23 protein-coding genes are annotated in these 19405 nt (G+C 68.2%); 13 read left to right on the top strand and 10 right to left on the bottom strand.

Going from position 1 to position 19405, the window contains the following annotated elements; genetic code table 11:
• The coding region (locus tag KTR66_RS23980) for a hypothetical protein (RefSeq protein WP_213617251.1) at window positions 1-205 on the bottom strand (205 nt) is incomplete at its 3' end.
• Window positions 206-289: 84 nt separating this feature from the next.
• Between KTR66_RS23980 and KTR66_RS23975 the strand changes: the two genes are divergently transcribed.
• The 6 genes from KTR66_RS23975 (at window position 290) to KTR66_RS23950 (ending at window position 5438) form a co-directional block, all read left to right on the top strand.
• A complete protein-coding gene (locus KTR66_RS23975) occupies window positions 290-952 on the top strand; it encodes a glutathione S-transferase family protein (protein WP_213617249.1) in 663 nt (220 codons plus the stop codon).
• A complete protein-coding gene (locus KTR66_RS23970) occupies window positions 949-1845 on the top strand; it encodes a VOC family protein (RefSeq protein ID WP_213617247.1) in 897 nt (298 codons plus the stop codon). The genes KTR66_RS23975 and KTR66_RS23970 overlap by 4 nt, the downstream gene beginning before the upstream one ends.
• On the top strand, window positions 1842-2594 hold the full coding sequence (locus KTR66_RS23965) for an FkbM family methyltransferase (protein WP_213617245.1): 753 nt from the start codon (window positions 1842-1844) through the stop codon (window positions 2592-2594). Before KTR66_RS23970 ends, KTR66_RS23965 begins: the two co-directional genes overlap by 4 nt.
• Window positions 2595-2665: 71 nt before the next feature.
• Window positions 2666-3901 carry a patatin-like phospholipase family protein gene (locus KTR66_RS23960; protein WP_213617243.1) on the top strand — a complete coding sequence of 412 codons (1236 nt, stop codon included), beginning with the start codon at window positions 2666-2668 and terminating at the stop codon, window positions 3899-3901.
• Window positions 3902-3903: 2 nt separating this feature from the next.
• Window positions 3904-4656, top strand: coding sequence for an acetoacetate decarboxylase (locus tag KTR66_RS23955; protein WP_213617241.1), 753 nt, complete (start codon window positions 3904-3906; stop codon window positions 4654-4656).
• Between the two features lie 2 nt (window positions 4657-4658).
• A complete protein-coding gene (locus KTR66_RS23950) occupies window positions 4659-5438 on the top strand; it encodes a 3-hydroxybutyrate dehydrogenase (RefSeq protein ID WP_213617239.1) in 780 nt (259 codons plus the stop codon).
• Between the two features lie 8 nt (window positions 5439-5446).
• On the opposite strand, the gene KTR66_RS23945 is transcribed toward KTR66_RS23950, so the two are convergent.
• Window positions 5447-5971 carry a hypothetical protein gene (locus KTR66_RS23945; RefSeq protein WP_213617237.1) on the bottom strand — a complete coding sequence of 175 codons (525 nt, stop codon included), beginning with the start codon at window positions 5969-5971 and terminating at the stop codon, window positions 5447-5449.
• Between the two features lie 186 nt (window positions 5972-6157).
• Here KTR66_RS23945 and KTR66_RS23940 point away from each other — a divergent pair, with 186 nt between their 5' ends.
• Together KTR66_RS23940 and KTR66_RS23935 are read left to right on the top strand one after the other, a co-directional pair.
• Window positions 6158-7162, top strand: coding sequence for an AI-2E family transporter (locus KTR66_RS23940; protein WP_213617235.1), 1005 nt, complete (start codon window positions 6158-6160; stop codon window positions 7160-7162).
• 13 nt (window positions 7163-7175) lie between these two features.
• Window positions 7176-8279, top strand: coding sequence for a patatin-like phospholipase family protein (locus tag KTR66_RS23935; RefSeq protein ID WP_213617233.1), 1104 nt, complete (start codon window positions 7176-7178; stop codon window positions 8277-8279).
• A gap of 3 nt (window positions 8280-8282) precedes the next feature.
• Here KTR66_RS23935 and KTR66_RS23930 read toward each other — a convergent pair whose 3' ends face one another.
• Window positions 8283-9254: a tripartite tricarboxylate transporter substrate binding protein gene (locus KTR66_RS23930; RefSeq protein WP_213617231.1), complete on the bottom strand. Its 972-nt coding sequence runs from the start codon at window positions 9252-9254 to the stop codon at window positions 8283-8285.
• 82 nt (window positions 9255-9336) lie between these two features.
• Here KTR66_RS23930 and KTR66_RS23925 point away from each other — a divergent pair, with 82 nt between their 5' ends.
• Complete coding sequence (locus KTR66_RS23925) at window positions 9337-10413, top strand: isocitrate/isopropylmalate dehydrogenase family protein (RefSeq protein WP_371819205.1); 1077 nt, start codon at window positions 9337-9339, stop codon at window positions 10411-10413.
• Between the two features lie 55 nt (window positions 10414-10468).
• Here the strand turns inward: KTR66_RS23925 and KTR66_RS23920 are convergent, their stop codons facing one another.
• Both KTR66_RS23920 and KTR66_RS23915 read right to left on the bottom strand, forming a co-directional pair.
• Window positions 10469-11587, bottom strand: a complete 1119-nt coding sequence (locus tag KTR66_RS23920; protein ID WP_213617229.1) for an ATP-grasp domain-containing protein — start codon at window positions 11585-11587, stop codon at window positions 10469-10471.
• The gene (locus KTR66_RS23915; protein ID WP_213617226.1) at window positions 11584-12954 is read right to left on the bottom strand and encodes a cytochrome P450; all 1371 of its coding nucleotides are present in this window, start codon (window positions 12952-12954) and stop codon (window positions 11584-11586) included. The genes KTR66_RS23920 and KTR66_RS23915 overlap by 4 nt, the downstream gene beginning before the upstream one ends.
• A 100-nt stretch (window positions 12955-13054) precedes the next feature.
• On the opposite strand from KTR66_RS23915, the gene KTR66_RS23910 reads away from it, so the two are divergent.
• The gene (locus tag KTR66_RS23910; protein WP_213617224.1) at window positions 13055-13798 is read left to right on the top strand and encodes a hypothetical protein; all 744 of its coding nucleotides are present in this window, start codon (window positions 13055-13057) and stop codon (window positions 13796-13798) included.
• Here the strand turns inward: KTR66_RS23910 and KTR66_RS23905 are convergent.
• From KTR66_RS23905 to KTR66_RS23895, 3 genes are read right to left on the bottom strand one after another with little or no spacing between them, the layout of a single operon-like run.
• Window positions 13786-15315, bottom strand: a complete 1530-nt coding sequence (locus KTR66_RS23905; protein ID WP_213617222.1) for a phytoene desaturase — start codon at window positions 15313-15315, stop codon at window positions 13786-13788. The genes KTR66_RS23910 and KTR66_RS23905 overlap by 13 nt on opposite strands.
• A gap of 41 nt (window positions 15316-15356) precedes the next feature.
• A complete protein-coding gene (locus KTR66_RS23900) occupies window positions 15357-15785 on the bottom strand; it encodes a YqaA family protein (protein ID WP_371819203.1) in 429 nt (142 codons plus the stop codon).
• Window positions 15786-15788: 3 nt separating this feature from the next.
• On the bottom strand, window positions 15789-16310 hold the full coding sequence (locus KTR66_RS23895) for a demethoxyubiquinone hydroxylase family protein (protein ID WP_213617221.1): 522 nt from the start codon (window positions 16308-16310) through the stop codon (window positions 15789-15791).
• Between the two features lie 53 nt (window positions 16311-16363).
• Between KTR66_RS23895 and KTR66_RS23890 the strand changes: the two genes are divergently transcribed.
• Together KTR66_RS23890 and KTR66_RS23885 are read left to right on the top strand one after the other, a co-directional pair.
• A complete protein-coding gene (locus tag KTR66_RS23890; RefSeq protein WP_213617219.1) occupies window positions 16364-16714 on the top strand; it encodes a thiol-disulfide oxidoreductase DCC family protein in 351 nt (116 codons plus the stop codon).
• Between the two features lie 122 nt (window positions 16715-16836).
• Window positions 16837-17235: a cytochrome c family protein gene (locus KTR66_RS23885; RefSeq protein WP_213617217.1), complete on the top strand. Its 399-nt coding sequence runs from the start codon at window positions 16837-16839 to the stop codon at window positions 17233-17235.
• A 6-nt stretch (window positions 17236-17241) separates the two neighbouring features.
• Here the strand turns inward: KTR66_RS23885 and KTR66_RS23880 are convergent, their stop codons facing one another.
• Window positions 17242-17526: a hypothetical protein gene (locus KTR66_RS23880; protein ID WP_213617215.1), complete on the bottom strand. Its 285-nt coding sequence runs from the start codon at window positions 17524-17526 to the stop codon at window positions 17242-17244.
• A gap of 178 nt (window positions 17527-17704) precedes the next feature.
• On the opposite strand from KTR66_RS23880, the gene KTR66_RS23875 reads away from it, so the two are divergent.
• Window positions 17705-18091, top strand: coding sequence for a cytochrome c family protein (locus KTR66_RS23875; RefSeq protein ID WP_213617213.1), 387 nt, complete (start codon window positions 17705-17707; stop codon window positions 18089-18091).
• 28 nt (window positions 18092-18119) lie between these two features.
• Here the strand turns inward: KTR66_RS23875 and rodA are convergent, their stop codons facing one another.
• Window positions 18120-19265 carry a rod shape-determining protein RodA gene (gene rodA / locus KTR66_RS23870; protein ID WP_213617253.1) on the bottom strand — a complete coding sequence of 382 codons (1146 nt, stop codon included), beginning with the start codon at window positions 19263-19265 and terminating at the stop codon, window positions 18120-18122.
• Window positions 19266-19405: the final 140 nt, after the last annotated feature.

The raw sequence follows: 19405 nt of genomic DNA, 5'->3' as shown, positions 1-19405 counted from the left end.
CCGCGCGTTCGGCCGCTTGCACGCGCGCCGCGCCGGCGATTCGCTCGGCCGCCAATTGCTGCGCCTGGCTCGCGGCCTCCCGTGCGCGCTCGGCGGCCTGGGCGGCGGCGGCACGTTCGGCCTCGGCGGCGCGGCGGGCGGCCGGCACATCCTGCGCCAGGGCAGGCCCGGCGAGCATCAGCAGGAGAGCGAGCGCGGGGATCACGCGCCTTGGTAACGGCTTGCGCGGGGGTGTCGCCAGCCTTTCGCGCGCATGCGACAACACCCCCACGGAATCAGGGACAACACCATGGCCGAAGGTCGCCTCTTCATCGGCAATCGCCGATACTCCTCCTGGTCGTTGCGCGGCTGGCTGGCCGTGAAGCTCGCCGGACTCGACGTGGAGGAGGTGGTGCTGCCGCTCGCCGGCACCGGCGGCAAGGGCAGCCCCGCCGTGCAGGAGAATTCGCCCAGCGGCCTCGTCCCCTATCTGGAGCATCAGGGCGCGCGGATCTGGGAGAGCCTGGCCATCGCTGAATATTGCGCGGAATTCGCCCCCGCCCTCTGGCCGGCCGAACGCAAGGCGCGCGCCCATGCCCGCAGCATCGCAAGTGAGATGCATGCCGGCTTCCGCGAGCTGCGGATGGCCATGCCGATGAATCTCGGCCGAACCTTCCCCGGCCGCGGCCGCACCGAAGGCGCGCTGAATGACATCGCCCGCATCGAGGCAATCTGGGCCGAGGCGCTGGCGGCCCATGGCGGCCCCTTCCTGATGGGCGCCACCTTCACCATCCCGGACGTGATGTATGCGCCCGTCGTCGCGCGCTTCCTGACCTGGCAGCCGGAGCTTTCGGCCACCAGCCAGGCCTATGTGGCCGCCGTGCGCGCGCATCCCCTCGTGGATGAATGGTATCGCGGCGCCATGGCCGAGCCGGATGCCTGGCTGCTGCCCAAATACGAGAATCCGGCATGAGCACGACCGCCCTCGCGCTCGACCATGTCGGCATCTGCGCGCAAAACCTGGGCCCGATGACGGCGCAATTCGAGGCGCTGGGCTTCTCGCTCTCGCCCATCGCGCAGCAATCGGGCCGCCCCACGCCGGACAAGCCCGTGGAGCTCTACGCCACCGGCAATCGCTGCGCCTTCCTGAAGCACGGCTATATCGAGCTGCTGGCCATCCTGGAGCCCGGCCGCTTCGACAATGGCCTGTCGAAGTTCATCAGCCGCTACGAGGGGCTGCACATCCTCGCCATGGGGATGGATGACGCGGAGGCCAATCTCGCGCGCATGCGCCGCGCCGGCATTCCCATCCCGGGCGTGGCGCATCTCGAGCGCCCGGTGGACAAGCCCGATGGCCCACGCGCGAAATTCTCCCGCCTGCCCTATCCGGATGCGCCGGAGGGGCGGCTGCAGCTCATCACCCACCACACGCCCGAGCTGATCTGGCAGGAGCGCTGGATGGACCACGCCAACCAGGCGGTGGCCCTGACCGAGCTGCTGCTCGTAAGCGCGGAGCCGGCCGTGACGGCCGCACGTCTCTCCAAGCTGACAGGCCTCGTCATTGAGCCGCGCGGCATGGGCGGCTTCCTGCTGCGCTTCCCGGGCGGGGCGGGCGTGGCCGGCCCGCAGGCGCCCGCGATGGAGACGCGGGTTTCGATCTGCGCGCCAGAGGACCTGCCCGCGACCCTGCCGGGTGTCGCGATTCCCGACCTGCCCTTCATGGCCGGCTTCTGGGTGCAGACCAGCGACGGCAATGCCGCCGTGCGCCGGCTGCTCGGGCATCTGCCCCTGGTGGAGCTGCCCGGCGGTGCGCTGATGGTCCCGCCCGCCCATGCGGCGGGTGCGGCGCTCGTCTTCCACCCGTGAGCCACGCCGCCGCCATCGGCCGCAGCCTGCGTCTGTATCACGCGCCGGCGCGCCGTCCGGTGCTCGATGGCTTCTATCGCCGCTTCCTGGCGCCGGGCTCCCTCGCCTTCGATATCGGCTGCCACGTCGGCGACCGCGCGGCGAGCTTCGCCCGGATCGGTGCGCGCGTTGTGGCGGTGGAGCCGCAGCCCCGGCTGGCGCGTGCCCTGCGGCTGATCTTCCGTGACGAGCCCGCCTTCACGCTCGTGCAAAGCCTGGTCGGCGCAAGTGAGGGCGAAGCGGTGCTGCGGCTCAACAGCGCGAACCCCACCGTCGCCACAGCCAGCACGGATTTCATCGCCGCCGCCGACGGCGCCCCGGGCTGGGAAGGGCAGGTCTGGGATGCCGAAATCACCCTGCCCCGCACCACGCTCGATGCGCTGATCAGGGCGCATGGCATGCCGGATTTCGTGAAGATCGACGTGGAAGGCTGGGAGGCGGAGGTGCTGGCCGGCCTCTCCCGCCCGCCGCGCGCGCTCTCCTTCGAATTCACCACCATCCAGCGCGGCGTGGCGGCTGCGAGCCTGGAGCGCCTGTCGGCCCTCGGCTTCGCGCATTTCAACGCCTGCCTGGGCGAGAGCATGGCATGGGCCTTTCCGCAGGCGGTGGGTGCGGCGATGATGGCGCGATGGCTGGTGGAGCTGCCGGCCGAGGCCAATAGCGGCGATGTCTATGCCGCGCAGGCGCCGGAGGCGCTGTCGCGCGACTGACGCCGCATCACGCCGTGACATTCGACTGCGGGCATGGCTCAATAGTTTCCCACGCAGGCAAGGATGACCCCATGGCCGCTGCGCCGAGCCGCAAGCGCAATGCCCCCGCCCGACCGACGGTCCAAGCCGCACCACCACCACAAGGCTTCGCCTGCGTGGCCCTGCTGCTGCAAGGCGGAGGCGCACTCGGCGCCTATCAGGGCGGCGTGTACGAGGCGCTGGCGGCCAAGGGCGTGACACCCAATTGGGTGGTCGGCATCTCCATCGGCGCGATCAACGCGGCCATCATCGCCGGCAATCCGCCGGAACGTCGCGTCACGCAACTGCGCGCTTTCTGGGAGACGGTGACCGAGCGTCCCATCTCCAATCTGACGCGCGCCCTGTTCGGCGACACCCCGCCCAAGGCCGGCAACATCCTGCACCAGGCGATGGATCGCTGGGGCGCCGCCCAGGCACTGGTGACGGGCGCGCCAGGCTTCTTCGAGCCGCGCTTTCCGCCACCCTTCGCGCTGGTGCCGGGCAGCGAGGGCGCCACCAGCTTCTATGACACGAGCAAGCTGAAGACGACGCTGGAAGCGCTCGTGGATTTCGACCGCATCAATTCGGGCGATATCCGGTTCAGCGTGGGCGCGGTCAATGTCCGCACCGGCAACTTCACCTATTTCGACACCGAGACCGACAAGATCCGTGCCGAGCATATCCTCGCCAGCGGCGCGCTGCCGCCGGGCTTTCCGGCCGTGGAGATCGATGGTGAGTACTACTGGGATGGTGGCCTGGTCTCGAACACCCCGCTGCAATGGCTGGTGGAGGCCCGCAAACGGCGCGACACGCTGGCCTTCCAGGTGGATCTCTGGAGTGCCCGCGGCGACTTGCCGCGCGACCTGACAGAGGTCGCGGTGCGGCAGAAGGAGATCCAGTTCTCCAGCCGAACCCGCGCCAGCACGGATCACCTGAAGCACCTGCAGAATATCCGCGGCGCGCTTTCCGTGCTGCTGCGCGACGTGCCGGCCGAAGCCTGCCGGAGCGAGGAGGCGCAAATGCTGCGCGAATTCGCCGATCGCAAGGTCTACAACGTGGTGCAGCTCATCTACCGTTCGCCCTCCTACGAGGCGGATTCGAAGGACTACAACTTCTCCCGCCGCAGCATGGTGGAGCATTGGCAGACGGGCCTCGCTGATGCCGAGCTGGCGCTGAGCCACCCCGAGATCTTCCAGCGCCCGCCGGGCGATGTGCACTTCCAGGCCTTCGACTTTCGGCACACGCAGGACATCCCGCCACGCGCCCCCACCGACCAGGGAGAGGTCTGACCATGAATGAAGACGAGGTGCGGGCGAAGGCCTTCGCCATGCCGCTGACCAGCCCGGCCTATCCGCCCGGGCCCTATCGCTTCGTGGACCGCGAATACCTCATCATCACCTACCGCACCGACCCCGAGAAGCTGCGCGCGCTGGTGCCCGCGCCGCTGGAGGTGGATGCCCCGCTGGTGAAGTACGAATTCATCCGCATGCCCAATTCCACGGGCTTCGGCGACTATACCGAGAGCGGCCAGGTCATCCCCGTTTCCTTCAGGGGGCGGCATGGCGGTTACACGCATTGCATGTTCCTCAATGATGAGGGACCGATCGCGGGCGGCCGCGAGCTCTGGGGCTTCCCGAAGAAACTCGCCGAGCCACGCCTCAAGGCCGAGGTCGACACGCTGATCGGCACGCTGGATTACGGGCCAGTGCGCATCGCCACCGGCACCATGGGCTTCAAGCACCGGGCGGCGGATCACGCGGCGGTTCTGGCTTCCATGCTCACGCCGAACTTCCTGCTGAAGATCATCCCACATGTGGATGGCACGCCCCGCATCTGCGAACTGGTGGAATACGCGCTGGAGGATGTGACGCTGAAGGGCGCCTGGACCGGGCCCGGCGCCCTCTCGCTCATGCCGCATGCGCTGGCCCCGGTGGCCGAACTGCCGGTGCTGGAGATTGTCTCGGCCACGCATATCCTGGCCGACCTCACGCTCGGCCTGGGCCGGGTCGTGCATGACTACCTCAACCCCGGGAAGGAGAGCTGACCATGCGGATGCAGGACAAGGTTGCCATCGTCACTGGGGCCGCGAGCGGCATCGGCAAGGAGATCGCCGCCACCTTCGCGCGGGAGGGCGCCAAGGTGGTGATCGCCGATCTCAACAAGGCGGCAGCCGATGCGGCAGCGCTGGAAATGGGCGGGCCGGATCGCGCCATCGGCGTGGCGATGGACGTGACGAACGAGGCGCAGGTGGAAGCCGGCGTCGCGGAGGCGCTGGCGAAGTTCGGCCGGATTGATGTGCTGGTCAGCAATGCCGGCATCCAGGTCGTCTCGCCGCTCGAGGAATTCCCCTTCGACAAGTGGAAGCTGCTGCTCGCCATCCATCTGGATGGTGCCTTCCTCACCACGCGCGCGGTGCTGCGGCACATGTACACGCGGCCGGGCGGCGGCAGCATCATCTACATGGGCTCGGTGCATTCGAAGGAGGCGTCGCAGCTCAAGGCGCCCTACGTCACCGCGAAGCACGGCCTGATCGGCCTCGCCAAGACCGTCGCGAAGGAGGGTGCGAAGCATGGCGTGCGCGCCAACGTCATCTGCCCGGGCTTCGTGCGCACCCCGCTGGTGGAAAAGCAGATCCCGGAACAGGCCAAGGAATTCGGCATCTCCGAGGCCGAGGTGGTGAAGAACATCATGCTGAAGGAGACCGTGGATGGGGAGTTCACCACGGTCCAGGATGTGGCCGAGACGGCGCTCTTCTTCGCCAGCTTCGGCTCCAATGCGCTCACCGGTCAGTCGCTGGTGGTGAGCCATGGATGGTTCATGCAGTAGCGGGGGCGTCAGCCCCGCGCGTCGCGCGCCGCCTGCGCGTTGCGCCCGGCCTGGGAGACGCTGCCCACACGCCCGCCCGTGATGATGCCACGCCGCTTGGCACTGGGCAGAGAGGCGGCACCCGCGGCCGGCGTGGCGCCGGCACCCGGATGATGCGGCCGGGCGGCCTGGCGCCGCGCCAGCGCGGCTTGCAGAGCGGCGGTCGCCTCGGCCCGCTTTGCCTCGGCCCGCAGCGCGCCGAGGCGCGCATTCACCCGCTTCAACCCGCGCGCGAAGACCTGCTTCTTCTCCAGGAGGCCGCGGTCGCTGGCCGTCTCGCTCGCCGTGCCCCGGGCCTCGGCCTTGCCGCGATGGACGCGGCGCCGGCCACGGATGATATCGCGCGCGCGGGCGTGCTGGCCGCGCAGCCAGCGCGCCAGACTGACCAGATCCTCATGCGCCAGCGCGGCGAGCTCGGGATAATGGCTGCTGACGACGGGGGCGAACTCCTCCTCGCTCAGCAGGCGGCGTTCGGCGGCGAATTCCACGCCCATGGCGGCTCTCCTTCCGGTTTTGTTATCGCATCATGCACAGCCAACCGGCCGCAAGCCAGGGAACTGCGTCCCGCCGCTGAACCGCCCGTCCCAGCCCCCCGGGACCGCCCGTTGTGCGGCGCGAAAAAGCCATGCGATACACAAGGCCTCGGGCTGGCGGCGTTCCGCGGCCGGAAGGAGCCTCCCATGCTGCTCGGCCTATGCGCGGCGATCCTGGTGGCGGGCGCCATGGTACTGGCGCAATCGCTCGTCGTGCCGATCCTCTTCGCGGTCTTTGCTATCGCGCTGGTCTGGCCGCTGCAGCGCCGGCTGGCGGGGCTGCTGACCGGGCCGCTGGCCATGCTCGTCACCATGGCCTTCGCGCTGGTCACGCTGGTGGGCATGGCGCTGCTCATCGCCTGGGCCTTCGGCGGCGTGGCGCAATGGGTCGTGGCCAATTCCGCGCAGCTTCAGGCGCTCTACGCGCAGAAGCTCGCCTTCCTGGCGGCCCAGGGCATCGAGGTCGCCAGCGTCTTCGCCGAGAACTTCAACACGCGCTGGCTGGTGCGCATCGCGCAGGAAATCACGGGCCAGTTGCAGGGCATCCTGAGCTTTACCATCGTCACCTTGGTCTTCCTGGTGCTCGGCCTGCTCGAGGTGGAGGTGGTGCAGCGGCAGATGGCCCGCATGCCGGGCGAGACGCCCGCCGCCCTGCTGCGCGCGGCCGCGCTGACCGCGCAGAAATTCCGCATCTACATGCTGGTCCGCAGCATCATGAGCGTCGTCACCGGCCTCTGCGTCTGGGGCTTCGCGAGCTTCATGGGCCTCGACCTCGCCGCCGAATGGGGCGTCATCGCCTTCGTGCTGAACTACATCCCCTTCATCGGCCCGCTGGTGGCGACGCTCTTCCCGACCCTCTTCGCCATCCTGCAATTCGCCTCGTGGGAGGTGGCCCTGGTGGTCTTCGTCAGCCTGAACGTGATCCAGACCGTCTCGGGGAGCTATATCGAGCCGCTGCTGGCCGGGAAGACGCTGGCCGTCTCCTCCTTCATGGTGCTGCTCGCGGTGTTTCTCGGCTCCTTTCTCTGGGGCATTCCGGGCGCCTTCATCGGCGTGCCGGTCTTGATCGCGGCGCTGACCATCTGCCAGGAATTCCCCCGCTCCCGCTGGGTGGCGGACCTGCTTTCCGGCCGCGACCCCGGCCCTGCCTGACACGGAGGACATCATGGCCCGAATTCCGAAGCGCCAGCCCGCCAAAGCCGCCTCCGTCCCTGCTCCCGCCGCTGCGTCAATCCCCGGGCCCGCTTCGAATCGCGACCCTCTTCTCATCGACCTCGGCCTGCAGGGCGGCGGCAGCCATGGCGCCTTCACCTGGGGCGTTCTGGACCGCCTGCTGGAGGAGGATTGGCTGAAGATCGAGGCCATCTCCGGCACCTCGGCGGGCGCCATGAATGCCGCCGTGCTGGCCCATGGTCATGCGGTGGGCGGGGCGCCGGGCGCGCGCGCGGCGCTGGAGAAATTCTGGCGCAGCGTGTCCCGTGCCGCCGCCTTCAGCCCGCTGAAGCGCGGCCCGATCGACGTGATGCTCGATCGCTGGACGCTGGATTCCTCGCCCGCCTATGTGGCGATGGACGTGATGTCGCGCCTCTTCTCGCCCTATGACACGCCCTTCGCCGCCGCCAATCCCCTGGATGAGATCCTGGCGGAGAACCTGGATTTCGGGCGGCTCTCGGAAGCGCCGATCAAGCTCTTCATCACAGCCACCAATGTCCGCACCGGGCGCGGCCGCGTCTTCCGCAACGCCGAGATCTCACCCCAGGTGCTGATGGCCTCGGCCTGCCTGCCGCAGATGTTCCAGGCAGTGGAGATCGACGGTGATGGCTACTGGGATGGCGGCTTCGCCGGCAACCCGACCATGACGCCGCTCATCCGGGAGTGCGAGTCGGACGATACGATCCTCGTCGGCATCAATCCCGTGCAACGGCCTGGCATCCCGCGCGCGGCGCGCGACATCCTGAACCGGCTCAACGAGGTCTCCTTCAATGCCGTACTGCTGAAGGAACTGGAAATGATCGCGCTGCTCCGGCGCGCGGCGTCGCGCATCGATGACCCGGAAGCGCGGCACTGGGCCAGCATGCGCCTGCATCTGGTCCGCTCCGACCGCGTGGCCGAACTCGGCGCCTCCTCGAAGCTCAACGCGGAATGGCCGTTCCTGACGATGCTCCGCGATGAGGGGCGCCGCGCCATGGACGACTTCCTCCGTGAGCGTGGGGCCGATCTCGGCAGGCGATCAACGCTCAACATCGACCGCCTGCTCGAAGCAAGTTGAGCGTCAGCCGTCCAGCCGGACATTCGCGGCGCGCGCCACCTCACGCCACTTCACGATCTCGGCGCGGATGAAGGCGGCGAATTCCTCGGGCGTTCCCGGGTCGGCGATGGCGCCCATGGCGAGGAAGCGCTCCTGCATCGCGCTCTCGCGGAGGATCGCGCCGATATCGGTGGAGATGCGGCGGATGATGTCAGGCGGTGTCGCGGCCGGCGCCACCAGGCCGCTCCAGCCTGCAGCCTCGTAGCCGGGCGAGAGCGTCTCGGCGATGGTCGGCACATCGGGCAGCTGCGGCACGCGGCGCGGCTGGGCCACGGCCAGCGCGCGCACCCGCCCGCCCTGGATCTGCGGCAGCGCGCTCGCCACGCTGTCCATCATCAGGGGCACGTTGCCCGCCAGCAGGTCGGCCATGCCGGGGCCGGAGCCGCGGTAATGTACGATGTTGAAGCGCAGGCCGGTGCGCAGCTGCAGCAGTTCCGTCGCCATGTGCTGGCTGGTGGCGGGGCCGGCGGAGGCGATGTTCACCTCACCCGGCCGCGCGCGCACCATCGCCGCCATCTCCTGCACGGTCCGCGCCGGGAAGCTCGGATGCGCCACCAGCAGCAGCGGCACCATGGCAATGTTGGTGATGGCCGCGAAGTCGCGCTCGGCGTCGTAGGGGATGCGCGCCAGAACGGAGGGATTCACGCCGAGCGTGCCTGAGGTCCCGGCGATCAGCGTGTAGCCATCGGCCGGGGCCCGCGCGCCGGCCTCCAGCGCGGGCGCCCCGGCACCGCCGCCGCGATTCTCCACCACCACGCGCTGCGGCCAGCGCTGCGAGAGCTGGTCCGCCACCAGGCGTGTGAAGGTGTCCGCTGCCTGGCCGGGCGGGAAAGGCACGATGATGCGCACCGGACGGTCGGGCCAGGCGCCCTGCCCGCGCGCGGCGAAGGGCACAAGGGCGGGCGCGGCCAACAGGACGCGGCGGGATAGGTGCATCGGTGCTTCCTCCAGTCGATGGGGCTTGCCGGCCCCTCTGAGCGGCGTAGCTTGGCGGCGCGTCAGGGGGAAGGGCAAGCCAGTGAACAGCTTTGAGATCGCGGTCCTGGGCGGCGACGGTATCGGTCCGGAAGTCATGGAAGCGGGGATCGCCGTGCTGGAGGTGGTGGATGCGCGCCACAAGCTCGGCCTGCGCTTCTCGTCGCATCGCGCCGGCGCCATGGCGTATCGGGACACGGGCGAGGATCTGTCCGAGGAGGTCTTCGCGCGGTCGCGCGATGCAGATGCGATCCTGCTGGGTGCGATGGGCTGGCCCGGCATCCGGCGCGAAGACGGAACAGAGCTGGCGCCGCAGATCACGCTGCGCATGCGGCTCGGCCTGTTCGGCGGCGTGCGGCCGATCCGCGCCATTCCGGGCGTTCCGCTGCCGCTTTCCGATCCGCGCGCGGCGAAGATGGATTTCGTGATCCTGCGCGAAAGCACGGAGGGGTTGTTCTTCTCCAAAGACCAAGGCCTCGTCACGCCCGAGATGGCGGAGGAGACGCTTCGTCTGACGCGTCCCACCTCCATGGCACTGGCCCGCATGTCCTTCGAACTGGCGGCCGAGCGCGCCGCGCGGCTCGGCCGGCCGGGGCGGGTGACGCTGGTGGACAAGGCCAATGTGTTCCGCGCCTTCGCGTGGCTGCGCGCCGTGTTCGGCGAAGTCGCGGTGGAATACCCCACAGTCACCTTCGACGCGCATTACGTGGATGCGATGGCGCTGGACCTGATCCGCCGCCCCTGGGATTTTGATGTGTTGCCGACCGAGAACATGTTCGGCGACATCCTCTCGGACCTGGCCGCGGGGCTGATCGGCGGCATGGGCTTCGCGCCCTCGGCCGACCTGGGAGCTGAACACGCCGTGTTCCAGCCGAGCCATGGCACGGCGCCCGACATCGCGGGGAAGGGCCTCGCCAACCCGACGGCCATGATCCTCTCCGGCGCCATGATGCTGGAATGGCTCGCGATGCGCGGCGGCGGGCAGGCACTGCGCGAGGCGGCGGGGGAGATCCGTGCGGCGGTGGATCAGGCCTTCGCGGAGGGGCTGCGCACACCCGATATCGGCGGGCGCGACGGCACCGTGGAGGTGGCGCGGCGGGTGATCGCCGCGATCGGCTAGAGATCGTCGAGAGACGGGCTCACGCCTTGGGTGAAGTGACCAAGGCGATCAGGCTCTACCCCTCATACCAGCCCACATCCAGGGTTGCGACCTCGCCAAAGGTCGTGCCCGCCTTCATCGCGCGCTGGATGATCTCCCAGGAGGTCCAGGTCATCGTCAGGAAGGGGCGCTTGTCGCGCGCATCCCAGGTGACGTCTGGCGTGCTCAGCAGCGCCTTCAGATTGCGCGGGAATTGGCGCGGCGTGAGAACGGATTTCTGCGTCTCGGTCAGGCAGGAATAGAATTGCTGGAGCTGCAGCGCTTCGCGGTGGCGCGGCGGGCGGGCTTCCAGGATGGCGGGGGCGATATCGGCCGTCTCGAAGAAATGCAGGCCGCTGGTGGTGCGGGGGTTGCACTCGATGCCGTGCGGGATGCCGTGTTCGTCCAGCACGAAATCGAAGGAGATGAATCCCGTCCAGTTCACGTGACGGACGAAGCGCTCGATCCATTGCTCAAACAGCACGGGGTTCCGCACACGCTCAAAGGCGATGGCGACGGAGCCGGAGAACAGCGAGCCGTGATAGATCACGGTGGAGAGCACGCGCCCTTCATGCGCGACCGAGCAGGAGGAATGCACCTCGCCCGGGATGAAGCGCTGGACGACGCTGCCTGTCTCATCGGGCAGGACCGCGCCGGCAGGCAGGATGCGCACGCCGCGGCCGGAGCAGGAATGCACGGGCTTCACCACCACTGGCCCGTTGGCGGCAAGATCATCAGCGCCCGGCGTGCCAATGGCATGCGTCTCGGGCACGCGCACCCCGGCCGCCTCGGCAAGATGGATGAAGCCGTGCTTGTCATAGGCCGGCAGCAGCGCCTCGGGCGGCATGGTGAACATGCGCACGCTGTCGGGGACCAGGTCACGCAGGAAGGTGACGTGCATCGTCTCCTCGGAGACGGGCACCACCAGCTCCACACCCTCGGCCGCAACGATGGCGGCGAGTTCCTCGAGGTAGCGCCGCTTGCTGACGGCGGGCGCGGTCACCTGGATGCTCTTCGCCACGCTGTTTGACGCGCCGGCCAGATGCCGCTTGAACGGTTCGGCGATCACCACGCGCCAACCATTCATCGCGAAGCTGCGCGCGATATCGAGTGCCTTGGGCAGGCGCCCCAGCGTGAGCAGGACCGTCCGGCTCATCTGGCGCGCGTGACGCGGCACATGATCTGCTTCGTCGGCCGTGTGGTCAGGCGCGCAGCCGGGCGCACCTTCTCCGCCTCTTCCAGATGGAAGTCGTAGCGGCGGATCAGCCGCGCCACGATCAGCGCCGCTTCCGTCTGCGCGAAGGCCGCGCCGACGCAGACGCGCGGGCCAATGCCGAAGGGCAGATAGGCGCCGGGCGTCAGCTCCTCCTTGCGTTCGGGCAGGAAGCGGTCGGGGTCGAAGACATGCGGGTTGCGCCAGTAGAGATCGTGCCGGTGCAGGATCCAGGGCGCCACCATCAGCATCGCCCCGCGCTTGATGCGCCGTTCGCCCAACATCGTGTCCTCCAGCGCCACGCGCGGCAGGAAGGTGATGGGCGGGTAGAGCCGCAACGTCTCGCGGAACACGTTCATGATATAGGGCATGCGGCGCGTGTGCTCGAACTCCACCTCGCCATCGCCCACCACCTCATCCACCTCGGCGCGGATGCGGCGCACCACCTCGGGCTGCGTTGCGATGAGAAAGAAGACCCAGGTGAGCGCGCTGGCCGAGGTCTCGTGCCCTGCCAGGAACAACACGCCGAGCTGATCCAGCAGTTCCTTCCGGGTGAAGGCCTTCTGGTCAAAGCTGTCACGCGCCGCGATCACGGCGGTCGCGATGTCGTCGAAGCTGTGGCCCTCGGCCAGATGCGTGTCCACCAGGTCGCCCAGATGGCCGCGGATCTTCGCGCAGGCCTCCAGCACGGCAGGCTTCTGCGCCACCGGCTTGAAGGCCGGGTCCATGATGAGGCGGCGATATTCCACCTGCGCCACGCTACGCTCGAAGACGGTGAAGGCTTCGAAGACATCATGCGCCGTCTGGGTGGCGAGCGAGGTGGAGAAGACGGTGCGGCAGATCACATCCGCCGTCAGGTGGCTCATCAGCAGGTCGAGCGAGAAGGTGCCGCCTTCCTCGTCCAGCTTGGCCTCGCAATCATCCACGGCGGCGCGCATCGGCGCGAAGGCCCGGTTCACGCGCATCATGGAAAAGGCGGGGTCGATCATCGCGCGCTGGCGGCGCCATTCGGGGCCGCTGGAGACGAAGATGGAATTGCCCACCAGCGGCTCCAGCGCATCCACCATCAGGTCGTTCTTCGGGAAGATGTCCTTGGTGTCGTAGAGGATGGTGCGCACCAGCTCCGGCGCATTCACGATCACGATGGAGCGCCGCGAATAACCGAGCGGGCCGATCGCCATCCGATAGGCCTCGGCCGGGAGAAGGCTCAGCAGATCGCCATCGCCGCGCGCTGCGGCGCGGATCAGCGCCAGGACGGGAGACAGGGGCTTCGGGCGCGGCGGTTCGTAAGCTACTGATTCTGTGACCATCCGAAGTCATCCCCGACGCACGCCAACCGCCTGACGTTCCTGCTTTACAAGCCTATGTGTCAAGTCGCATTGTCACCGCGAAGGTCAGGATCGCCCGTCCATGCTTGATGTCTTCCACCTGCTCATCGCCTTGCACATCGTCACCGGCAGCATCGGCGCCATCGCCTTCTGGGTGCCGGTGATCGGCCGAAAGGGCGGCGTGAATCATCGCCGCTGGGGCAAGGTCTTCACCATCTGCATGCTCGCGACCGGCAGCTTCGCGGTGTGCATGAGCCTGCTCACCATCACCGATCCGATGGCGACGCACCCGCATCTGGAGGGCATGTTCGACGCACCCTTCATCCGCGGCATCTTCGGCTGGCTGATGCTGCATATGGGCATCCTCACCATCAATCTCGCCTGGTATGGCTGGCTCTGCGTGCTGAACCGCCGCGACCACGCGAAGAATCTGACGCCGCTCAACATCGCGTTGCAATTCATCCTGATCGTGGCGGCGGTGAATTGCGCGGTGCAGGGCTGGCTGATCGGCCAGTTCCTGATGATCGGCCTCACGGTGGTGGGCCTCGCCACGGCGGGGACCAATCTGCGCTTCCTCTACAAGCCGGTGCGCGGCGAGAAGGATTGGCTGGATGAGCATATCAAGGCGCTCGTGGGAGCCGGCATCTCGGTCTACACGGCCTTCTTCGCCTTCGGCTCGGTCAGGATCTTCCCGGAATTGGCCCTGCATCCGGGGCTCTGGTCCATCCCGCTCGTCACGGGCATCTCGCTGATCCTCTACCACCAGCGCAAGGTGGCGCTGCAGTTCCGCGCGCGCCGCGCGGCGGCGGCGGGCTACGCCGGCTGACGCCCCATTTCTGACAACTGCGGGACCGGATCGGGCACGATCTCGTCCAGCACCCGCGCCGAGGAGATCACGCCCGGTACGCCAGCCCCCGGATGGGTGCCGGCGCCGACAAGGTAGAGCCCCTCCACCTCCTCGCTCTTGTTGTGCGGGCGGAACCAGGCGCTCTGGAAGAGCTGCGGTTCCAACGAGAAGGCCGCGCCATTCACCGAACTGAGCCGGTCCTGGAAATCCTGCGGCGTCAGCATGTGCGAGGTGGCGATGACGTCGCCCAGGCCCGGCATCACCGTCTCCTGCAGCCGCTTCTGGATGGCGGCGCGATAGGGTTCGGCGCGCTCACGCCAATCGGTGCCGCTGCCCAGATGCGGCACCGGCGCCAGCGCATAGAAGGCATCGCAGCCGGGCGGCGCAAGCGAAGGATCGCTCGCGGTCGGGCGGTGCAGGTAGAGGCTGAAATCCTGGGCGAGGCGCTTCGTCGTGAAGATGTCCTTCAGCAATCCGCGATAGCGCGGTCCGAGCACCATGGTGTGGTGGTAGACATCGTCGAAGCGCTTCGTGGTGCCGAAATACCAGACGAAGAGCGACATGGAGTAGCGCGCCCGCGCCAGCTTCCGGTCGGTCCAGCGCTTGCGCACCGTCTCGGAGAGCAGCTTCTTGTAGGTCCAGGCGACATCGGCGTTGGAGACGACGATATCGGCGGCAATCTGCTCGCCGGAGGCGAGGCGCACGCCAGTGGCGCGGCCCTTCTCCACCGTGATCTGCGCGACCTCGGCCTCATAGCGCATGCGGCCATCCAGCTGCTCGATCAGGCCGACCAGCGCGCGCGCCACGGCGCCCGTGCCACCGATCGCGTAATGCACGCCGTGCAGCCGCTCCAGATGTGCGATCAGGCAGTAATAGGCGGTGGTGGTGAAGGGATTCCCGCCGATCAGCAGCGGATGGAAGCTGAAGGCGATGCGCAGCTTGTCGTTCTTGAAATAGCTCGCGACCTTCTGATGGACGGTCAGGTAGCCGCCCAGCCGCAGCATGTTCGGGATGGCGCGCAGCATGGTGCCGAAGCGGTGGAAGGGCTGGTGCGCCAGCTCCTCGAAGGCAACCTTGTAGATGGCCTCGCTGTCGCGGATGAAGCGGTCGAAGCCCTCCACATCGCCCGGCGAGATGCGCCCGACCTCGGCGCGCATGGCGTCGAGATCGGCCGTGCAGGCGAAGGTTTCGCCATCGTCGAAGCGGATCTTGTAGAAGGGATCAATGGCGCGGAGGTCGAGATCATCGGACATCTTGCGCCCGCAGATCGTCCAGAGCTCCTCCAGGATATAGGGCGCCGTGATGATCGTGGGGCCGGCGTCGAAGGTGTAGCCGTCCTTGCGATAGACATAGGCGCGCCCGCCCGGGCCATCGAGCTTCTCCAGCACCGTGACGCGATAGCCCCGCGCGCCGAGCCGCACCGCAGCCGCCAATCCACCGAAGCCGGAGCCGATGACGATGGCATGGGGGCGGAGGTCAGGAGCGCGCTTGAGCATGTCAACATCATGTGACACTTGCCCCCGTCAAGGCAATCTTCTCAGGTGACGCCCAGGGTGATCAGCGCCAGGGTCACGTAGCGCCCGGTCTTGGCCAGCGCGACCAGGATCAGGAAGCGCCAGAGCGGCTCGCGCAGGACGCCCGCGATGACGGTCAGCGGATCGCCGATGATGGGTGCCCAGCTCAGCATCAGGGACCAATGGCCCCAGCGGCGATACCAGCCCTCGGCCCGCGAAAGCTGTTCGGGCGAGGCCGGGAACCAGCGCCGGTCCCGGTAGCGGTGGATCACGCCCCCCAGCCACCAGTTCACCACCGAACCCGCCGTGTTCGCGACGCTCGCCACCAGCACCAGCGCCCAGACCGGCTGCTCGCCCGCCAGCATGAGGCCGATCAGCACCGCCTCGGATTGCAGGGGAAAGACGGTGGCGGCGACGAAGGCCGAGGCGGCGAGGGTGAGGTAGGCGATCACCCCTCAGATGCGCCGCGCCGCATGCACCGCCGCCTCGCTGCCGAAGCCGACCAGCTTGCCCCAGCCGCGCACCAGGGCACCGACCACGCCGCCATGCATCTCCCGCGCCTCGTCGCGGTGATGCACCTCCTCCTCCTGGCACTTCGCCAGCATGGCGCGCAGCTCGGGGAAGATCCGTTCCGCATCCAGCCGGTCAATCTGCTGCTGGTAGTGGTGGTCCACGAAGGTCTCGACGGCGTCGATCGTGGCATAGACGGCGCGGGGCCCGAACAGGGCCGGCAGCGCTCCGGTGATCCAGCCCGCCACACGCCAGATGGGCAGCAGCCGCGAATGCTGGTGCTTCGGCAGCACCTCCTCGATCAGGCGCAGATGGCCCTGTTCCGTCGCCATGTGGCGGGAGGCGAAGTCGCGCAGGGTCTCATCGCGGCAGAAGGCGAGGATGCCGCGATAGATCATGACGGCGCCGGTCTCGCCGGCATGGTCGGAGCGGAGTTCGGCGATCAGCCAGTCAGGGTAGCTTTCCATGCCGCGCCATATCGCCCGGTTGCGGCCGGCGGCAAGCCCACCATCTGCCGGCCATGGAACAAGCCGCCCGCACCGAGGTCTATTACGACGGCGCCTGCCCGGTGTGCTCGCGGGAAATCGCGGCCTATCGCCGGGCCGCCGGGGCGGAGGCGCTGTGCTTCGTGGATGTCTCACAACCCGATGCGCCCCTCGCCCCCGGACTGACGCGGGAGGCGGCCTTGGCGCGCATGCATGTGCGCCGTGCCGATGGCAGCATGGCCAGCGGCGCTGCGGCCTTCGCGGCGCTGTGGAGCGCCCTGCCCGGCTGGGCCTGGCTTGGCCGCCTCGCGGCACTGCCCGTGGTGGCTCCCGCTCTGGAGCTGGGCTACCGGGGCTTCCTGCGGCTGCGGCGCGCCTGGCGCTGACGCAACAAGGACCGTTGCGCAAACGTCATCCCGCCGAAAGTTGTCTCTGGCGAATTCGGGGCGTTATTCCAACCCGCTGGCTAGGCTTTTGGCCACGCCCCACATCGAGGAGACTCCCGCGCATGCGCTCCATCATCTTCGCCGCCGCCCTTGTGGCCCTCTCTCCCTTGGCCGCCCAGGCCCAGGACGCGCCCGCCGGCAATGCCGAGAACGGCCAGCGCCTGTTCAACCAGTGCCGCGCCTGCCACACGGCCAATGAGGGCGGCCGGAACGGCGTGGGCCCGAACCTCTACCGGGTCTATGGCCGCGCGGCCGGCTCGATCGAGGGCTTCCGCTACTCGGCGCCGATGCGCGCGAAGGCAGGTGAAGGCCTGGTCTGGAACGAGGCGAACCTGCGCGCCTACCTGGCCGACCCCAAGGCGGTCGTTCCGGCCGGCTCCATGTCGTTCCAGGGTTTCCGCGACAATGCGCAGAACATCAGCGACGTGATCGCCTATCTGCGGCAGGTCGGCGGCCAATAAGGCACGTCATCGCCGCCACCGCGCGGCGATGTCCCACACATGGGCGCCGAAGGCGCCCATCAGCGGCAACGCGACGAGGGGCCAGCCGGCCCCCGTCAGGGCCGCGCGCAGGCTGAGGGCGAAAGCCGCCCCGGCCAACAGGAAGGGCAGGATGGCCCGCAGCGCGATGCCTCGCCCGGTCATGCGATGGTAGATGCCGAGGGCGGCCCCCTCCAGCGCCAGCATCAGCAGGATGAGTTCCGCGACCCGCCCCGAGGCGAAGAAATCCGCCATCACAAGCCAGCCCGCCACCGGCTTGCCGCGCCTCGTCGCATCATGTCCTCCAGCTGGATGCCCCTGCCCTGATCGGCCCGAACCAGCCGGCCGTCCAGTCCTTGCGATGAACAGCTTGCCAGCATGTCCAGGGTATTGCACGAAGGTCAGGAATGCCCATTAACAGCAACAGCACACGTGCATGGAGGATGGTCTGATGCGGGTTTGGATGATGGCGGCGGCGGCTCTGGCCCTGGCGCCGATGAGCGGCGCGATGGCGCAGGATGCGGATGCCGGACAGCGGGTGTTCAACCAGTGCCGGGCCTGCCACACGATCAATCAGGGCGGCCGCAACGGCGTGGGCCCGAACCTCTACGGCGTCTGGGGCCGGGCCGCGGGCGCGGTGGATGGCTTCCGCTACTCGGCGCCGATGCGCACCAAGGCGGGCGAGGGTCTGGTCTGGAACGCTGACAACCTGCGCGCCTACCTGACCGACCCGAAGGCGGTCGTGCCTGCGGGCTCCATGTCCTTCGCGGGCATCCGCAACGAGCAGCAGCTGAACGACCTGCTGGCCTATCTCGAACGCGCCAGCACCGCGCAGTAAGTCACGGATGCCGGCGTGGGGCTGATCCTCAGTCCTGCGCCGGTCCGAATTCGGCGTCGCGGTGCACCCAGGCGCTGATGAGCAGCCCGAAGCCGATCATGGTGGTGAGCATGGCGCTGCCACCATGGCTGATCAGCGGCAGGGGCACGCCGCCCACGGGGATGCTGCCCGTGACCATGGCGACATTTACGAAAATATACAGGAAGTAGTTCGTCCCGAGGCCGATCGCGAGCAGGCGGCCAAACTGGTGGCGGCAGCGCAGCGCGACCAGGAAGCAGAAGGCGACGATGCCCATGAGCAGCGCGAGCGTGCCCATGGCCCCCACCAGGCCAAATTCTTCGGCAATCATGGTGAAGATGAAGTCGGTCTGCTTCTCCGGCAGGAAGTTCAGGTGGCCCTGCGTGCCCTGCAGGAAGCCCTTGCCCCAGAGCCCGCCCGAACCCAGCGCGATCTTCGACTGGATGATGTTGTAGCCCGCGCCCAGCGGGTCGCTCTCGGGGTCGAGGAAGGTGGTGATGCGCGCGCGCTGATAGTCGCGCAAATTCTCATAGACGATGGGCGCGGCCGCCACCGCGGCCCCGATGATGGCCGCGAACTTCCACCAGCGCACGCCCGCTGCCCAGAACATGGCGCCGCCCAGCGCCGCCGTGATGAGCGAGGTGCCGAGATTGGGCTGCTTGAAGATCAACCCTACGGGAACCAGAACCAGGATCGCCGGAATGATGAGGAAGAAGGGGTTGCCCACACGGTCCCAGCTTGCCCGGTGGAACCAGGCGGCGAGTGCGAGGACGAGCATGATCTTCATCAGTTCGGACGGCTGCAGCTGGAGCGGCCCCAGATCCACCCAACGCTGCGCGCCCTTGCCCACCTCGCCATGCAGGGCGACCAGCACGAGCAGACCCACACCGAGGATGTAGCCAAGCGGCGCGAGCTTCGCGATCAGGCGGATGTCCACGAAGCCGATGCAGAGCATGAGCACCAGGCAGAAACCGAATCGCAGCGCATGCTTCGTGGCATAAAGGTCCGGATTGCCGCTGCCAGCGGAATACAGCGCGACATAGCCGATGCAGCCCACCGCACAGAGCAGCAGCACGAAGAGCCAAGGGATCTGCCACAGCTTCTGCAGGATACCGGCGCCGCGATCGCCCGTGAGCAGCCGCTTCTCGAACACCATGGACATTATATTGCCCTCAGGCGCCGGGCGCCGCCTCCGGCGGCTGGGCTTGCGCGCCATGCCAGGCCGGTGTGAGTGGTTAAGGCAGCCTGGGCGCGCCGGCCGCCTTGCGGCCGGATCCTGCCAAGGCCGTCCCGGCC

The sequence above is a fragment of the Roseococcus sp. SDR genome, from assembly GCF_019083995.1.
Taxonomy (GTDB): Bacteria; Pseudomonadota; Alphaproteobacteria; order Acetobacterales; family Acetobacteraceae; genus Roseococcus.
The sequence above is the reverse complement of the archived record's forward strand: the minus strand, read 5'-3'. Positions and strand labels throughout refer to the sequence as shown.

Bases quoted from the DNA above. Each gene is read 5' to 3' on its own strand.
- KTR66_RS23975 (WP_213617249.1), top strand. From the start codon at position 290: ATGGCCGAAGGTCGCCTCTTCATCGGCAATCGCCGATACTCCTCCTGG.
- KTR66_RS23970 (WP_213617247.1), top strand. From the start codon at position 949: ATGAGCACGACCGCCCTCGCGCTCGACCATGTCGGCATCTGCGCGCAA.
- KTR66_RS23960 (WP_213617243.1), top strand. From the start codon at position 2,666: ATGGCCGCTGCGCCGAGCCGCAAGCGCAATGCCCCCGCCCGACCGACG.
- KTR66_RS23955 (WP_213617241.1), top strand. From the start codon at position 3,904: ATGAATGAAGACGAGGTGCGGGCGAAGGCCTTCGCCATGCCGCTGACC.
- KTR66_RS23950 (WP_213617239.1), top strand. From the start codon at position 4,659: ATGCGGATGCAGGACAAGGTTGCCATCGTCACTGGGGCCGCGAGCGGC.
- KTR66_RS23945 (WP_213617237.1), bottom strand. From the start codon at position 5,971: ATGGGCGTGGAATTCGCCGCCGAACGCCGCCTGCTGAGCGAGGAGGAG.
- KTR66_RS23940 (WP_213617235.1), top strand. From the start codon at position 6,158: ATGCTGCTCGGCCTATGCGCGGCGATCCTGGTGGCGGGCGCCATGGTA.
- KTR66_RS23935 (WP_213617233.1), top strand. From the start codon at position 7,176: ATGGCCCGAATTCCGAAGCGCCAGCCCGCCAAAGCCGCCTCCGTCCCT.
- KTR66_RS23930 (WP_213617231.1), bottom strand. From the start codon at position 9,254: ATGCACCTATCCCGCCGCGTCCTGTTGGCCGCGCCCGCCCTTGTGCCC.
- KTR66_RS23920 (WP_213617229.1), bottom strand. From the start codon at position 11,587: ATGAGCCGGACGGTCCTGCTCACGCTGGGGCGCCTGCCCAAGGCACTC.
- KTR66_RS23915 (WP_213617226.1), bottom strand. From the start codon at position 12,954: ATGGTCACAGAATCAGTAGCTTACGAACCGCCGCGCCCGAAGCCCCTG.
- KTR66_RS23910 (WP_213617224.1), top strand. From the start codon at position 13,055: ATGCTTGATGTCTTCCACCTGCTCATCGCCTTGCACATCGTCACCGGC.
- KTR66_RS23905 (WP_213617222.1), bottom strand. From the start codon at position 15,315: ATGCTCAAGCGCGCTCCTGACCTCCGCCCCCATGCCATCGTCATCGGC.
- KTR66_RS23895 (WP_213617221.1), bottom strand. From the start codon at position 16,310: ATGGAAAGCTACCCTGACTGGCTGATCGCCGAACTCCGCTCCGACCAT.
- KTR66_RS23890 (WP_213617219.1), top strand. From the start codon at position 16,364: ATGGAACAAGCCGCCCGCACCGAGGTCTATTACGACGGCGCCTGCCCG.
- KTR66_RS23885 (WP_213617217.1), top strand. From the start codon at position 16,837: ATGCGCTCCATCATCTTCGCCGCCGCCCTTGTGGCCCTCTCTCCCTTG.
- KTR66_RS23875 (WP_213617213.1), top strand. From the start codon at position 17,705: ATGCGGGTTTGGATGATGGCGGCGGCGGCTCTGGCCCTGGCGCCGATG.
- rodA (WP_213617253.1), bottom strand. From the start codon at position 19,265: ATGGTGTTCGAGAAGCGGCTGCTCACGGGCGATCGCGGCGCCGGTATC.